Annotated in this window: 13 protein-coding genes; 10 read left to right on the top strand and 3 right to left on the bottom strand. The window is 54.8% G+C overall.

The window, feature by feature from the left end:
- The first annotated feature begins 134 nt into the window (after positions 1-134).
- The 4 genes from MWL89_RS15210 to MWL89_RS15200 all read left to right on the top strand — a co-directional run bounded on the left by MWL89_RS15210 (position 135) and on the right by MWL89_RS15200 (position 5,317).
- Complete coding sequence (locus MWL89_RS15210; RefSeq protein WP_244387185.1) at positions 135-1,373, top strand: MFS transporter; 1,239 nt, start codon at positions 135-137, stop codon at positions 1,371-1,373.
- Positions 1,374-1,510: 137 nt separating this feature from the next.
- A complete protein-coding gene (locus tag MWL89_RS15205; protein ID WP_102380164.1) occupies positions 1,511-4,006 on the top strand; it encodes a molybdopterin-dependent oxidoreductase in 2,496 nt (831 codons plus the stop codon).
- A 9-nt stretch (positions 4,007-4,015) separates the two neighbouring features.
- Positions 4,016-4,582, top strand: a complete 567-nt coding sequence (locus MWL89_RS16435; protein ID WP_102380163.1) for a 4Fe-4S dicluster domain-containing protein — start codon at positions 4,016-4,018, stop codon at positions 4,580-4,582.
- A gap of 60 nt (positions 4,583-4,642) precedes the next feature.
- Entirely contained in the window at positions 4,643-5,317 is a 675-nt protein-coding gene (locus MWL89_RS15200) for a Crp/Fnr family transcriptional regulator (RefSeq protein WP_180995294.1), read from the top strand.
- A 77-nt stretch (positions 5,318-5,394) separates the two neighbouring features.
- Here MWL89_RS15200 and bfr read toward each other — a convergent pair whose 3' ends face one another.
- Entirely contained in the window at positions 5,395-5,859 is a 465-nt protein-coding gene (gene bfr, locus MWL89_RS15195) for a bacterioferritin (protein WP_102380161.1), read from the bottom strand.
- A 363-nt stretch (positions 5,860-6,222) separates the two neighbouring features.
- Here bfr and MWL89_RS15190 point away from each other — a divergent pair, with 363 nt between their 5' ends.
- Entirely contained in the window at positions 6,223-7,635 is a 1,413-nt protein-coding gene (locus MWL89_RS15190; RefSeq protein ID WP_244387183.1) for an MFS transporter, read from the top strand.
- 74 nt (positions 7,636-7,709) lie between these two features.
- On the opposite strand, the gene MWL89_RS15185 is transcribed toward MWL89_RS15190, so the two are convergent.
- Together MWL89_RS15185 and MWL89_RS15180 are read right to left on the bottom strand one after the other, a co-directional pair.
- On the bottom strand, positions 7,710-8,822 hold the full coding sequence (locus MWL89_RS15185) for a beta-ketoacyl-ACP synthase 3 (RefSeq protein WP_244387180.1): 1,113 nt from the start codon (positions 8,820-8,822) through the stop codon (positions 7,710-7,712).
- Positions 8,823-9,043: 221 nt separating this feature from the next.
- Complete coding sequence (locus MWL89_RS15180; RefSeq protein ID WP_244387178.1) at positions 9,044-9,520, bottom strand: NYN domain-containing protein; 477 nt, start codon at positions 9,518-9,520, stop codon at positions 9,044-9,046.
- A 56-nt stretch (positions 9,521-9,576) separates the two neighbouring features.
- On the opposite strand from MWL89_RS15180, the gene MWL89_RS15175 reads away from it, so the two are divergent.
- The 5 genes from MWL89_RS15175 to cas7c all read left to right on the top strand — a co-directional run bounded on the left by MWL89_RS15175 (position 9,577) and on the right by cas7c (position 16,149).
- The gene (locus tag MWL89_RS15175) at positions 9,577-10,059 is read left to right on the top strand and encodes a metallopeptidase family protein (RefSeq protein ID WP_244387176.1); all 483 of its coding nucleotides are present in this window, start codon (positions 9,577-9,579) and stop codon (positions 10,057-10,059) included.
- A 338-nt stretch (positions 10,060-10,397) separates the two neighbouring features.
- A complete protein-coding gene (gene cas3, locus MWL89_RS15170; RefSeq protein WP_244387174.1) occupies positions 10,398-12,626 on the top strand; it encodes a CRISPR-associated helicase Cas3' in 2,229 nt (742 codons plus the stop codon).
- Between the two features lie 212 nt (positions 12,627-12,838).
- Positions 12,839-13,504 (top strand): type I-C CRISPR-associated protein Cas5c, encoded by a 666-nt coding sequence (cas5c, locus tag MWL89_RS15165; protein ID WP_244387172.1) that lies wholly within the window; start codon positions 12,839-12,841, stop codon positions 13,502-13,504.
- Complete coding sequence (gene cas8c, locus MWL89_RS15160) at positions 13,501-15,252, top strand: type I-C CRISPR-associated protein Cas8c/Csd1 (protein ID WP_244387170.1); 1,752 nt, start codon at positions 13,501-13,503, stop codon at positions 15,250-15,252. The genes cas5c and cas8c overlap by 4 nt, the downstream gene beginning before the upstream one ends.
- 3 nt (positions 15,253-15,255) lie before the next feature.
- Positions 15,256-16,149, top strand: a complete 894-nt coding sequence (gene cas7c / locus MWL89_RS15155; protein ID WP_244387168.1) for a type I-C CRISPR-associated protein Cas7/Csd2 — start codon at positions 15,256-15,258, stop codon at positions 16,147-16,149.

Genomic DNA, 16,149 nt, shown 5'->3' with positions numbered 1-16,149 from the left:
TATCTTCCTTACGGGCTCTCGGTTCATATGCGCCTGCTTCACACAATCTTGTGCGGAACGTGGCGCGCGGTAATCCTATACTGAAGCAAAAGTGCCAGGGGGGATGGCGCTTGCTAGGCAGGACGGGGAAGGGAATGCCGAATACTGCACTGCGATCGGTAGTCGCGCTGTTTTTTGCAGGGTTTATCGCGTATGCATATAACAATGCTTTCATGGTTCTCTCGCCGCTTTATGTGATCGAGATCGGTGGAACTGTGGTTGATGTTGGTGTGCAGGGGTCGGTGTTCATGGCTGCTGCTATCGTTTTGCGTTTCTTTTCCGGCCCCTTGGCTGATAGATGCGGCACTCAACTCGTTATGGTTTTGGGGCTATCCGCGTTTGCCGTGTCGGGTTTTCTCATGGCTTATTGCGGCCAGGTTTGGCAGTTTATTGCACTGAGATGCATTCAGGCTGCTGGTCTTGCGGCATATTTTCCCTGTGCAACGGCTGCGGTAGCGGCTTTGGCCCCAGGGGATAAGACGGGATTTTATCTCGGGCTCTATCGGCTGGTTTCGTCCGCATCGCTTTTGTTCGGTCCGACTTTGGCTTTAGCGCTCGTTGAGGCAAGTGGCTACCGATCAAGTTTCATCTGCATGGGTCTTTGTGCCGGGCTTGCTGGGTGCGCGGTTTTAAGCATTTCTTCAAAGCGTTCGCGGTTGTATGCAGAAATCGACGCCGGGAGACAGGGGAAAAATGCGTTGCAGGGCAAGGACGAGCAACGACAAAGCGATAGAAATCTCGTACCGCGTATTCTGAAAAAAGCCATTATGCAATCGCCGCTCCTGATAGGAGAAGTTTTGGGCGCAACGTTCATTGCGGCTTTAGGGTATGGACTTCTCTTCGGATTCGCGGCTCCCTATATCGGAAGCGTGCAGCCAGATATCAATTCGGGTCTCTACTTCACGCTCATAGGCGTTGGAGGCCTTGTGGCAAATCCTCTTGCGGGATGGTTGAGCGATAGAACGTCTCGGACAAGAATACTTGCCATTTTGTTTGTCTGCATGGGTGCGGGAATTGCTTCTTTGGGGTTTATGTCGTACGGACGGGTGGTTCTGTTCGTTTCGGGTCTCCTGATGGGCTTCGGGTATTTCGGCTCCATGACAACTGTGCTAGCAATTGTTGCGGCGAGGGTTGCCGACGAGGCGCGTACTTCGGTTTTGTCGCTGCAGCAAAACAGCATTGACCTTGGAATTGCGTGTGCAAGCGGCGGCTTCGGGCTTGCTATTGCCGCCGTAGGCGATGTTACTGCGATATTTATGTTCCAGGGTGTGATAGCCGTGCTGCTGGGACTGGCGACGCTGCTCTTGCCGCACGCTCGGCATGGCGTTATGTAGCGAGAGCTTCGCGTGGCTCACCCAAAACTGTGTGGAACCACAAGAAGCTTCACCCCTAAGATGCGCTTATCGCGCGAGTGGAAGTTAGGAAGGCGGAGCCACAGCGGTTTCGCAATCGATTTTGTAGGGGGAATTATATGTTTAAACGAGAACGAAGTGCTTTTTCATCTAATGCGGCGAGCGTCTCGCCTTTTGAAAGTCTGGATCGCAATCCGGTTGAGTTCGTTGAAGACGGCAAGCTGACCCGTCGTACCTTTATTAAAGGCGTCGGTTGGATTACGGTGGTTTCTGCGCTTGGTGGTGCGGTTGCCGGTTGTGCGCCGAAGGCCGATGAAGAATTAGAGCCGAGCGAGAGCGCCCAAGCTGCATCCGATGCCACTGAGTATTCGTATGCATGCTGCAGCTACAATTGTACTTCGCGATGCTTACTGAAGGGGCACGTGCGCGATGGAAAGCTTGTGGCTGTTGAGCCGGGCGAGATGCCGGGCCGACCTGATTATGCAAATGCCTGTTTGCGCGCCATGTCGTATATCGAGCGCATTCAAAACGAAGACCTACGCGTTATGTACCCCATGAAACGAATCGGAGAGCGTGGCAGTGGCGAGTTCGAGCGTATCAGCTGGGATCAGGCTATAGACGAGATTGCGGAACGCATGGAAGAGTCGAAGAGCAAGTATGGCTCAACGGCATGCTCGTTTTATTCGTTTACCGGCAACCAATCGAAGCTTGCCATGCAGTCGGCTACTCGCTTTGCGGCATGCTACGGTGGTACGACATGGGATATCGAAGGCATCATGGGCGATCACGGTGCATCGATGGGCATGAAGATGGTCTATGGCGTTATTCGTGGCGCGCACGATACTCGCGACTACGAAGAAAACTCCAATATGATTGTCATCTGGGGTCGCAATCTTGCCGATACGCATACTTCGGAGCTGCGCTATATCGTTCGCGCCCGCGAGCGGGGTGCAAAAATCGTCTATATCGATCCGCGCTTCAGCTCTACGGCTACCATCGCCGATCAGTGGATCCCCATTAAGCCGGGTGGTGATTCGGCATTGGCGTTGGGCATGATAAACTGGATTATCCAAAACGATCTGCATGACAAGGAGTTCTTGAGCAAGCACAGCTGTGGCTCGTTGCTGGTGCGCGACGACGATGGGACGTACCTGCGTGGCGAAGGCGATGCTTACATGGTGTGGGATGTCGTGCAGGGCAAGGCGATGCCCGCCGATACCGAAGGTGTCGAAGCTCCTATCGAGGGATCGTTTGAGGTTGATGGCGTGGCGTGCAAGCCGGCCTTTGTCCATTTGAGGGAGGCGGCTGCCGAGTATACACTCGAAAGAACCTCGGAACTCACTGGCGTTCCCGTCGGCGTCATCGAGACTTTTGCGCAAGAGTATATCGAGGCAAAGCCTGCGGGTATTCGTATGGGCCAAGGTATGCAGCGCACGTTCAACTCCTATCAATCGTTTCGCACCGTGGCTACGCTTGCTGCAGTGGCGGGATATGTAGGTGTGCGTGGCGGAGGCGCATCCCATGCCGGCGGCACAAAAGCCAACAAGCCTGTTCCGGGCGAAACGGCACCTGAATTCAACTACGATGAATGGGCTGAAACGGGGCAAAAGGCCAACATGGTCAAAAGCTCGCTTATTTACCAGTGCGCCGTGAACCATGATCCGGTTCCCATAGATTTCATCTGGTTCAATGTATCGAACTTTCTCAACCAAAGTCCTGATGCCCATCGCATCATCGATGAGGTGTTTCCCAATATTTCGACGATTGTGGTAGCGGATCCGTGGTGGACGTGGACGGCGAAGTATGCCGACTACGTGCTACCTGCAACCTCGCTTTGGGAATACTGGGATCTTTACGACAGAGCTCCGTGGGTGTTTCTCGTGAAACCCGCTATCGATCCGCTGGGGGAAAGCAAGTCCGATTGCGAGATGATGACCATGCTAGCTGAGCGCGTCGGCCTTGAGGAGTATTGGCCGAAAACGCCCGAAGAGTGGGTTCGCAGCTGGCCAAACCCCGAAAGCTCAGCATTCGAAGGTTTCGACTTCGACGAAGCGGTAAAGGTGGGTATGTGGGGCATGCCAACGGGCATCTACGACGAGCCGCTCATCGTCTTCGAGGACCAGGTGTATCAAACGCCTACAGGCCGTTTCGAATTCTATACCGAAAGCATGGTTGAATTTGATGAGCAAGTGCCAAAACACACCCCGGCTCTTGAGGCGTCTGATTCAGAGCTTGCCGCAAAGTATCCGTTGATGCACCTTACCTATCATGACCGTATGAATGTCCACACGCAGCATTGCGACAATCCGTCGCTTGATGTTGTGCAGACCGAACCCTTGTTCCACATCAATCCGATTGATGCCGAGCCTCGGGGGATCAAGCACGGCGATACTATTCGAATTTTTAATGACCGGGGAGAAGTCAAGATGAAGGCGTTTGTGACTGAGGGCATCATGCCGGGGGTGACGGCGGCTCAGGCGGGATGGACTCCTGAGCATACTGTCGAAGGAAATCATCAGTTCTTAAGCCATCTTACCCTGAGTCCTGCTGAGGAACACTACTCGCAAACAAATAGCGCTTTCAACGACATCATGGTTGAAGTAGAGAAGGCATAGGGGGATATCATGGCGGAAAAACAATACGGTATGCTCATCGATACGACCCGGTGTGTTGGCTGCCAAACATGTGTAGTGGGATGCAAAATATTGCACGAGTGTCCCGACGGTACATATCTCGGATACCTTGAAACCATCGGTTCCGATGAGAATTACCTCGTGAGCGGGACGTATCCAAATGTCAGCATCACGTTTCGGCCGCATATGTGCAATCATTGCGAGAACCCGTTGTGCGTTGCAAATTGCCCGACGGGCGCTATGCACAAACGCGATGAAGACGGAATCGTCGAATCTGATTCGGAGATTTGCATCGGATGCGGCACCTGCGTGCAGGCGTGTCCCTACGGAGCTCCTGTTCTCGATGAAAATGCTAAGCGTGCGATAAAGTGCGATTTGTGCAGGCCTCGCATCGAACGAGGGGAAGAACCCCTTTGTGTATGCAGCTGTCCAGCTGAGGCCCGCATGTACGGCGATATCAGCGATTCTACGACCGACATCGCTAAGGCAATCGCTGGAAAGAACGCCAAAGTATTGCTGCCCGAAGAGGGAACGGAACCCTCAGTGTATTATTGCTAGAAAGTTTGTGGGCGCGAAGCCATGCCTTCGCGCCCATGGCCTCAGGGAGGAGATAAGGGGATGTACGGAATGGTGCTGCCTCAGTTTATCGATGCCGATAGGTTCTCGGCTGTGTTTACAACCGAAGAACTGCTTGCGCAGGCCGAAATACCGATTGTCGTTAAGAAGGTTGAGAAGGGCGAATGCTTGTTTCTTGCAGAAGAGAGGCATCGCTTTACATATCATGTGGTAAGCGGTGTAGTGCGCTTGTATCTCACTTCTCGCGAAGGTGTTGAAAAAACGTTGTTTTATCATACGGCTGATACGCAGTTTGGGTTCCAGGGTTTTAAACGGAATCGCCTCACTCGATCGACTGCGGTAGCGGCGACGGATTGTGAATTGCTTGCGATGGATTCAGATGACCTGCTTTTATTCTGCAATAGGCATACCGACTACTACCTTGCTTATATCGAATATCTCTTCCAGATTATGAATTCCCAGACTGAAGAGATCGCAAACCTTTCGTTCGAAAACGGCGTCAGAAGGCTTGCCGGATTGTTGTACTCTCTTGCAGTGAGTGATGGATGTGCGATTTTATACACCATCGATGAGCTTGCAAGTATAATCGGTACTCACCGCAATACGGTAACGAATTCTCTTTCTCATCTGCGATCAAAAGGGTATGTAGCCAAGCAGCTGAGGCCGATTGTGGTTGAGGATCTTGCGGGCCTACGCCGGTATCTTGATGAAGAATAGCTGCGCCCAAAAGGAAAAGCCGCACGTCGAATGAACTGCGGCTTTCCCTTTTGAGTTTTGGGAATGGTGCTTGTGCATTAATTCTGCGTCGACAGGAAGATCTGCAGCGACATCTGATCGATTTGATCCTGAAGCTCTTCGAGCTCGTCGACATGCTGGTCTTCGTCATTGAGGATCTCCATGAGGATGTCGCGGGTGGCGTAGTCGAGGACCTCCCCTGCGAGAACGATGGCCTCATTGTAGTCTTTGACGGTATCGACTTCGAGGGAATGGTCGTTCTTGACCTGCTCGGGAACTTCTTTGCCGATGTTGATGTCGCTGAGGTTCGACACGATGGGGGTGCCCTCCAGGAACAGAATGCGCTCGATAAGCTTTTCAGCGTGTTTCATCTCGGTGATCGCGCGCGTCTTGAAGCTTCCGCTCAGCTTGCCGTAACCCCAGTCCTCGCACATTTCCGCATGCACGATGTACTGGTTGATTGCGGTCAATTCACCTTCGAGCAGAGAATTCAAGGTGTCGATAAGTTTCTGATTACCCTTCATGGAAAGGCTCCTTCCGTTTGCACTGTGCCTGATTGGCCGATCTGATTCCGATCAGCGGTCGCTGTTCCCTATTCTTGCAGATGGGCATTCGAGGCGGTGTCGACTATCGTGTTTCGTGGCCTTCGCGTCATGCGAATGTAACCGTTCCGTCTTTCATGTTTGGGAAGGTTAACTTTCGCTTTACGCGGAGCTGGGCGCGCGTTTCTTCGGCTCTGGGCAGAGCTGCGCTTTCGGCAACCGATTCATGGCATGTCCGCAACGATCCGCTTCGTTTTCTCGAAGGCGACTAAATCGGTAGTACCTTTCATAATAGTCCGTTTCGATGCGGGCGGCTGGAAAACGACGAACGAGAAAGATGATCGGATGAGGAACCGAGTGAAAGCGACGGCGGGTGGAAGCGGCGGCCGCAGCATGCTGCCCGTACTGCTTGGATGCTCGTTTGCCGCTTCGTTTTCGCAGAGCATGATGAACATCGCGCTGCCCGAACTGGCCCATGAATTCTCGGTTACCCTTTCGATGGCGAATTGGCTGGTGGTGGGTTATCAGGTGGTTGCTGCCACAGCGGTAACGCTCGCGGCGTTTTTGCTCAAGCGGTTCGGGCTGCGCACGGTCTTTTTCGTGGGGGTGTTTGCGTTGGCGGCGGGAAGCGGATTGGCCGTATTCGCTCCCAGCTTCCCGATTCTGTTCTGCTGCCGGTTGGTGCAGGCGATTTGCTCGGGGCTCTTTTATCCTGTCGTTACGAGCGCCATCATGACGGTTTCTCCGAAAGGGCGCCTCGGGACGAATCTTGCCATGAACAGCGGCGTTATTGCGCTTGGATTGGCGGTGAGCCCTGTCGTATCGGGGCTTGTGCTCACCTACTTCGGGCGGCACGCCATGTTCGTTGTGCCGCTTGGCCTGGCAATCGCCTTATTTGCGATCGGATGCGCGCTCCTTCGCAATATAGGCGCTCGCGAACAGGTTTCTGCCGACCCTCTCAGCGTTGCCCTCAGTCTTGTCGGCTTGGGAGCGCTGATGTACGGGCTGAGCGAATTCACTCACGATCTCGTTTTCTCGATCGCCGCGTTGGCGGGCGGAATCACCGTTCTGGCGGTTTTCGTGCGACGCCAATTTACAGCTAAGGCACCGCTTCTCAACCTTCGGCCCCTTGGGCATCCGCGGTTTGCTTTGGGTCTTACGCTCGTCATGGTGGGTACGATGATCTCGTTTTCCTTGAGCGTTCTGCTTCCCTTGTACTTCGAGGGAGCGGTGGCCTATTCGGCCTTCTTCGCGGGTCTGCTCATGCTCGGTCCCGTTGTGGCGAATGCCGTCTGCTCGGTTGCGGGAGGCAAGCTGTTCGACAGGCGGGGGATCTGGCCTATGCTTCCACTCGGATTCGCCGTGGTTCTTGCCGGTCTGCTGGGAGTGTTCTTCTTTTCGAAGGATTTGCTGGTTGTTGCGGTCGTCGCCCTGTGCGCGGTAGCGTACGTCGGACTCGGTTTTGTGGTTTCCCCCTCGAAAACCACGGCGCTCGACCAGCTGCCGGCCGATCTCTATCCGTACGGCGCGTCGATCAACTCTACGTTTACGCAGATTGCTTCGGCGATCGGACCTTCGCTCTTCGTCGGCGTTCTCTCTTCGGACGTGCTGCGCGATACGGCGGCCGGTCTTGCGAAAGCGGACGCGTACGCAGCCGCTTTTTCGCATGCACTGACACTCGCCATCGGCATCGCTCTGGCTGGGTTGGTGCTGGCGTTTTTGTATGCCCGTTCGTTGCGGGGAAAGGATAAGCGATAACGCTTTATGCCCGTGGTGGCGCTGGACGGCCTAGGCGCTTGGTACGAGACCGGGATCTTGCGATCTGCAGATGCTCATGCTTCGAACACGAGTGCTCCCGATGTGAAGCCTCCGCCGAATGCGGTGAGGATTACCTTATCTCCCCGCTTGATACGGCCTTCTGCATATGCGTCGGCAAGTGCCATCGGAACACTGGCGGCGGACGTGTTCCCCGTTTGCGCGATGGACATCTGGAAGAAGTCAAGGGGAAGGTCGAGTTTCTTTGCGGCGTACTTGATGATGCGCTCGTTTGCCTGATGGGGGACGATGCAGGCGATGTCGTCAAGCGTAAGCCCGGTTCGGCTCAAAACCTGCCGCACAGCTTCGGTCATGGCCTCAGCAGCGAACTTGAACACGTGCGGACCGTTCATGCGCAGCACTTGCTGCGGCTCTCCTGCATCGACCGCCTCGCGAACGGCAAGCTCCTCGTCGACGCGGGATGTCGAGGGGTCTTCTTGGCGAGACGCTTCGGTCGAAACGCCCCGACTGTCGAAGGGCGGGACGACGTCGTAGGAGAGGGGGCAGGAGAGAGCATTCGCTTCATCGTCGGCATTGACGATGAAGCTGCCGAGGATGCCGGAACGGGATTCGTCCCATTCGAGCACGGCGGCTCCCGCGCCGTCACCGAATAAAACGCACGTGTTTCGATCGGCCCAATTCGTAAGTCTCGTGAGGCGTTCGGTGCCCACGACGAGCGCGCGGCGGATGGGGTTTCTGCCCGATGCGCCCGCAGCGTTGGGCGCCGAAGCCGCCATCATCGCCTCGGCTACGGTCGCGCTGTATACGAATCCGGTGCAAGCGGCGTTGACATCGAATGCGATGGCATTGCTCAGGCCGAGCCGACGGCGGAGCAAACCGGCTGTCGAGGGCGTGATGCAGTCGGGAGTGATCGTTGCGCAGACGATCAAGTCGATGTCTTCGGGGATAAGGGGGCGCTCGCTGTATCCGCCAGCCGTCCAGCCAAGGGCTTGCCGTGCTGCTGCTTCGCCGAGATCAGCCGATGTTTCTTCGATTGCGATGCATCGGGTTTTGATTCCCGTGCGGGAGGCGATCCATTCATCGCTGGTATCGACAAGCGCTTCGAGCGCAGTGTTACCGATTTTCAGTGCGGGCATCGCCTTCCCGCATCCGACTAACGTAGAACCCATTACCGCCTCCTGCTTTCGAAAGCCATCTCGCGATTGCCTTCGTGCTTCCTAATACTTTGATAATCAAAGTATTAGGAATTGTACTCCATGTACGCGTGCTGCGCTGAGAAATGCAGGAATCTTCATGTTTTGAAGATGCCGCTTGCAGGCGCAGCGTAAGGCGTTGTGTTCGGTCGGCTGACGAGTCGGGCGGGCTTTAGGGTTTGGCTCCATCTATCTGCTCAGTCGTCGATGCCCCAGATTTCTTTGAGCTCGCGGTTTATCTCGTGTGCATTGGCGGGTATGCCGATATCGCGGCGCATGGGAGTATTCTTGCTGCGCTTCTTCGGCGGTTTCGCGTCCGCGAACAGGCGCTCAGCGGGCAGGACGTCCACTCCGTGCAGGGCGGCCGATCGGCAGCGGCCGGCCAGCTCGTTATCTGAGGTGACCACGCCGATACGCTCGGTTGCGCGACGGACCTTTTCGACGATGGCATCATCGGCGGTGGGCATCCGCGTGTACTCCGACCGGTCGGTCGGATGCACGATTCCCGCGCCGCCGGCCGCATCCCAGACAATCGAATAGGTCGCCTTGCCGGGCAGCATCGTTTTGCCGATGCGCAGGCGTTTTTCAAGTTCAGCGCGTTGGTTTTCGAGCGGAAGATCTTTGGTGCTCGGATCGCGCCGTGTAACGTTGTAGCCATCTATAAGGTAGTGCATGCGAAATCCGATCGAACTCGTGGCATGTTGCTTGCTTGTGCGGAGCAATCCATGGTATGACTGTCTTCGGGTACAATACTATCACGCAACAGGAGGCTTGGGCGCTTGGCGCCGAGCGGCACGATGTGACGGGAGACGACCCGATGTACCTGATGAGCGATGAAGAATTCGAAAGCGTTATCGAAGAGGCCCTCGAAACGATCCCCGAGAAGTTCCTCGAGGCCTTGGAGAACGTGGCCATCGTTATGGAAGACGAACCCGACGACTATCACTTCGAAACGCTCGACGAGCCCGAATCATTGGGTGGCTCCCTTTACGAGGACGAGCTTTTAGGCCTCTACGACGGCATTCCGCTAACCGAGCGGGATGGGTACTACGACGGCGATATCCCCGATGTGATCACGATATTCAAGGGCCCTCACGAACGCAGCTTCGGCTCGCGCGAGGAAGTTGTCGAGGAGATCGGCAAAACCGTCATTCACGAGATCGGCCACTATTTCGGCATCGACGACGAACGCCTTCATGAGATGGGGTATTGAGGGGTTGGGATAGGGTTCGAAGCTAGATCCGAGCTTCTTTCATCAAGAGGCTTTTGTTTGGACGGGGTATCGCTGGCATATATGGAAAGCTTCCTCGCCCCTTGTTAGCGCGTTTGCCGAAATAAGGGTGATATCGAGCCGCTTCGAGATATCGGTGGGTAGTGCTTTCTGGAGTTATCTTAGAGGGAAACAACGGCTAGCGTTAAGGCAGAGCTAAAGACAACGTCTTTCGGGTTCAAGGATCTTTGTCGCATTTTTATCATATATCGTTAACGTATGGGATGATGAGCTGGCTTACAATTAGTACAGCGTGACTTTTCTGATATCAGGAGGTCGGGATGTACTATTCTCACGTTCGGGAAACCGATGGGCAAAAGGAGCCCGTCATAGACCATCTTCGCGAAGTGGCGGAAATGTCCGCTGATTTCGCTCGGCCATTTGGGGCTGAAGGGTGGGCGTGGGTAATGGGGTTTGCGCACGATATCGGAAAGTACTCTGCTGGATTTCAGCGGCGCCTTCTCGAAAACGGCTCGCGTGTCGATCATTCGACGGCGGGAGCGTTCGTTCTCGATCGGTCGAATCTGCCTCTTTTGTCATACTGCGTGGCGGGACATCACCGCGGGCTTCCTGATGGCGGCACCAAGGGCGACCCTGAAGACGCTGCGACGCTGTGCAGTCGCTTGCGGAAGGCGAGCGAGGGCGGACTGCCTCCGTTCGACGAGTATCGAAACGATGTTGTTCTCGAAGAACCCCAGAAACCCGCGCTGCTATGCAAGGACATTCCTCCGAAAGAGCAATGCTATGCTCTCTCGTTTCTGACGAGGATGCTGTTTTCCTGTCTTGTCGATGCCGATTTTCTCTGTACTGAGCGCTTTATGAACAACGAGGAACGGGTGCGATCGTCTATCGATGGGCTCGATGCGCTACGAGATGCGCTTGAGGAGAAAATAGCATCATTCTATCCTTCGCAGTCTGACATCAACGCCCTTCGCTGCTCGGTCTTAGATGCTTGCTTGCAGGTTTCGCGCGGGCCGAAGGGCGTTTATTCCCTCACCGTCCCGACGGGCGGCGGCAAGACCTACGCATCGCTGCGCTTTGCACTCAATCATGCATCCTGTATCGGCAACGACATGCAACGAGTCATCTACTGTATCCCATACACATCGATTATCGACCAGAACGCTGCGGTGTTTCGCGATGTCCTCGGTGGCAGAAACGTTCTAGAGCATCACGCCAATTTCGATTTCGACGACGAAACCGAAGAGGGAAGGGCGTTGCGCTTGGCAACGGAGAATTGGGATGCCCCGGTCATCGTGACGACCAACGTGCAGTTCTTCGAGTCGCTTTACGGAAGCAGAACATCGCGCTGTCGAAAGCTCCACAGCATTGCAGGAAGCGTTATCGTGCTCGATGAAGCTCAAATGCTTCCGACCAAGCAATTGGTTCCCTGTGTAAAAGCGCTTGCCGAACTTGTCAAACATTACGGTTGCACGGTGGTACTCTGCACCGCGACGCAGCCGTCGTTGAACGATTTTTTCTTAGAGTGCGGGTGCGAAGTCCATGAGATAGTGCCCGATGCAGTTGAGCTTGCGGAGAAACTCCGCCGTGTGACATACCGCTACCTCGAGAAGTTGGGCGACGAGGAGCTTGCGGATCGACTTTGCGAGGAGCCGCAAGTGCTGTGCATCGTCAACAGCCGCAAACAGGCGAGAGCCGTGTACGAGCGGATATCCGGTGAAGGTTCGTTTCATCTCTCGACGCTTATGCATCCCGCTCATCGAGGGCGTGTACTGCAGGAGATACGAAGGCGGCTGTCTGCGGGGGAGCCATGCCGGGTTATATCGACGAGCTTGATCGAGGCTGGCGTCGATGTTGACTTTCCTGTTGTGTATCGCTCCCTTGCGGGCATCGATAGCATGATCCAAGCGGCGGGCAGAGCTAATCGCAACGCTCGGAAGTCTGCGGAAGAAAGCTTCGTTTACCTCTTCGAACCCGCTGAGTCCTATGCCGTTCCTCCCGATATTCATCAAAAGGCAGCGGTTTCGAGGGGCATTATGCGTGATCTGGCCAAACGGGCAGCATGCGACACTGGAACTGAAGAAGAAAAAGAAGGAGGGCGATGCGAGGGAGTTGCGTGCGATATCGGATCGCTCGATGTCATGACAAGGTACTTCGATGATCTGTACGGGTTGAGAAAAGAGAACCTCGACGCGTCGGAAGTGTATGCGTGTCTTTCGAAATACCCGAACCCTCGCTCTATTCCGTTCGAGACTGCTGCCCAGAGATTTCAGATGATCGAAGACGGATCGTTGCCGGTTGTCGTGCCCGACGATGCCGTGGCAGACGATATCGATGCCGTGCGATATGGAAAGCCGTCTCGCGGTACGTTTCGTCGCCTTGGCCGCTACTCGGTCGGAGTCTACAAGCAAGACCTCGAAAGCCTGATGCGGGCTGGTGCTGTCGAATCGATTGGAAAGGACATGTATATTCTCGTCGACCAGTCGCGCTATTCGGAAGAGGCCGGATTGAGCTGTGCGGTCGAGGGGGGAGCCGGTTTGTTTTACTAGTGCACAGTACCGTAGGCGTTGTTACGGACACACCCATTTTGCATTGCCTTTGTGATGCGGGATTTGTTTAGCCGAGCACCTTGAGAATCGAATATTTATATACAGGTCAGGATATTTTGCGGGCCTGTTCGGTAATCGGAGTGTGCGGTGAAGAATGTTCGATGATGTTGTATCCAGAACTATAAGAAACGAAACAGAAAGGAGGTGTCCTTATGGCTTATGGAGTACAGATCGAGGTTTGGGGAGATCGGGCGCTGTTCACGCGACCAGAGCTTTCGGTTGAACGCGTGTCGTACGACGTGATAACGCCCAGTGCAGCTCGTGGTTTGATAGAGAGCATCTATTGGCATCCCGGGCTTCGGTATTCGATCGAGAAGATCCACGTATTGAACCCTATTCGGTTTACCAATGTCAGGCGTAACGAGGTGAAGTCGAAAGCGCTTGCGAGCTCGATGAAGAGCGCAATAGTGAACGGCGGTCAGCTGCCCTGCATAAACACGAAGGAAGACATACAGCAACGCGCCTCGTTGATCCTTACCGACGTTCACTACGTAATCGAGGCGCATTTCGATCTCACCGACAAGGCGTCACCCGAAGATAATCCCGGCAAGTTCAAGGACATTATCCGCAGAAGGCTCGAAAGGGGACAGTGCTACTCCGCTCCCTACTTCGGGACAAGGGAATTTCCCGCTCATTTCAAAGCTTACGAAGATCCTCTTCCCTCTAAAGGCTTCTATTCGGATGTCGATGAACGGGATTTCGGCCTCATGCTATACGACATGGACTACTCCGATCCGAAGAATATCACGCCTATGTTCTTCCGCGCCATCATGCGCAACGGAGTGATCGACGTGGCGGGAAGCGAGGTATTCCGATGATCCTGCAATCGCTTGTCAGCTACTATGAGCAGCTCTTGAGGAACGAGGATACCGATATAGCGCGCCCTGGCTGGTGCCCTCGAAGCATTGCATACATGCTCGATCTCTCGCTCGATGGCGAACTGATAAACATCATTCCCGCAGAGGAAAAACGCGGATGGCAGAGGATGGTTCCCGAGCAGGTGAAACGATCATCAGGAGTAGATCCGAACCTCCTTTGTGACAACGCGAGCTATTTTCTTGGACTGGATTCTAAGGGAAAGCCCGAAAGGGCGCTGCGCTGCTTTGAGGCAGCAAAGCAAAGGCACCTTGCCTTTCTGCCTGATGTGGGTTCAGACGTTGCTTCCGCAATCGAGCGATTCTTCGAATCGTGGGATCCTGATCAAGCCTTAAGCCATGCGCAGGTTGCACTGCATGGGGAGGGTTTGATGGCGGGAGGAAGCCTCGTATTCCGCGTAAACGGTCGCGAGGCTCTCGAAGATCCAGCTGTTCGGGATGCGTGGGCTCGCGCATACGCTCAGCCGTCGCCCGAAGAAGCCATCATGACCTGTCTCGTAACTGGCGAAAAAGCGCCGATTGCGCGGCTGCATCCCTCGATTAAGGGGGTGGTCGGCGCTCAAGCTATGGGGGCGTCGCTCATTGGGTTCAACTCGCGAGCCTTCGAGTCGTACGGCAGAGATGAAGAGCAGGGGCTTAATGCACCGGTTAGCGAGTATGCAACCTTTGCCTACACAACGGCTCTCAATTATCTTCTGGCCGATCGCAAACATCATATCAGGCTTGGTGACACGACGATCGTGTACTGGGCCGAGCGCAACGATGAAGCATGTACGACGATGTTCTCTCAGGTTATTAACCCAACTGCTTTTGACAAAGAAGAAGCCGACCCCGATGAAACACTCGACGCCATCATGAAGGCGCTGGCAAGCGGGAAGGTGGCAGGGGAAGTCGATCTCGATGAAACCTTTTATGTGCTTGGCCTTGCACCGAATGCCGCGCGGATATCGGTGCGGTTCTTCCTTCGCGATACGTTCGGAGCTATGCTCGACAACGTTCGCAAACACTACGATCGCCTTGAAATCGCTCGTGCGCCCTTTGAGAAGAAGTATCTTTCGCCGTATCGGCTCTTAACTGAAACGGCGAATCCGAACGCGAAGGATCCGGCAGCGACGTCGGTTCTTGGGGGCGCACTGATGCGCTCAATCCTCGAGGGCTTGCCATATCCAGAAGCTCTCTACGCTAACACGATCCTGCGAGTTCAGGCCTCGCAGGACAACGATGAGCGGCATACCCGCAAAGTGACGCGGGGGCGAGCGGCGATCATAAAGGCTTATCTCATCAGGAATGCCCGACAGGGCGAGGAGGTTGTAACAGCAATGTTGAACGAAGAGCGTAAAGACGCACCATACGTGCTCGGAAGGCTTTTCGCGGTACTGGAAAACGTGCAGGAATCCGCGAACCCGGGGATCAACACGACCATCAAGAACAAGTACTTCAATTCGGCTGCGGCTACGCCGGCAAGCATATTCCCGCTGATCATGCATCTTGGCGAGAGCCATCTTAAGAAGCTTTCGCGAGACAGCAAAGGCCTTGCCGGGTATTACTCGCAGCAGATTGGAAAGCTCTGCGACGACATCCCCGATTTCCCCCGCCGTCTGTCGCTCGTGGAGCAGGGTACGTTCATCCTGGGATATTACCAGCAGATGCAGGATCGCTATACGAAAAAAGAAACCACCGAGGAGGCATAGGCCATGAGTGAGCCAATCAAAAACCGCTATGAGTTCGTCGTGTACTTCGATGTTGAGAACGGCAACCCCAACGGAGACCCCGATGCGGGCAACATGCCGCGCGTCGATCCCGAATCGGGCTATGGTATCGTGACCGATGTGTGCCTGAAAAGAAAGATCCGCAACTACGTGGAAACCGTAAAGGAGGACGAGCCCGGCTTCGAAATCTACATCAAGGACGGCGTGCCGCTCAACACCAGTGACAACAGAGCACTCGATGCCGTCGGGGCAGATGTGAAGGACATCAAAAAGCTTAAGAAAGACGACCCTGCGATCGATGGCAAAATCCGCGATTTCATGTGCAGCACCTTCTATGATGTTCGTACATTTGGCGCTGTCATGACCACGTTTGTGAAGGGTGCCCTCAATTGCGGACAGGTTCGTGGCCCAGTGCAATTGACGTTCGCACGAAGCGTCGATCCGATTATTCCCGAAGAGATAACCATTACACGCGTAGCGATTACCACCGAAGCTGACGCAGAGAAAAAGGGCACCGAAATGGGCCGCAAGTACGTGATTCCCTACGCGCTGTATCGCGGTGAGGGGTACGTTTCTGCGAATCTTGCACGGAAGACAACGGGTTTTTCCGACGAGGATCTTCAGCTGCTCTGGGATGCGATTATCAATATGTTCGAGCACGATCATTCGGCTGCTCGCGGAAAGATGGCGGTTCGGGAGCTTATCGTATTCAAGCACGAGAACGAGCTGGGCAATGCCCCGTCGTACAAGCTTTTCGATGCGGTAAGCGTGCAGAAGAACGAGGGAGTCGACGTTCCCCATTCCTTTACCGACTACGGACCTATCGCTGTGGACGAAGCAGCCATCCCCGAGGGAGTTACGTTTACCAGGCTGGTGTAA

This window comes from Raoultibacter timonensis (assembly GCF_022845715.1).
GTDB classification, from domain to species: Bacteria; Actinomycetota; Coriobacteriia; order Coriobacteriales; family Eggerthellaceae; genus Raoultibacter; species Raoultibacter timonensis.
The sequence above is the reverse complement of the archived record's forward strand: the minus strand, read 5'-3'. Positions and strand labels throughout refer to the sequence as shown.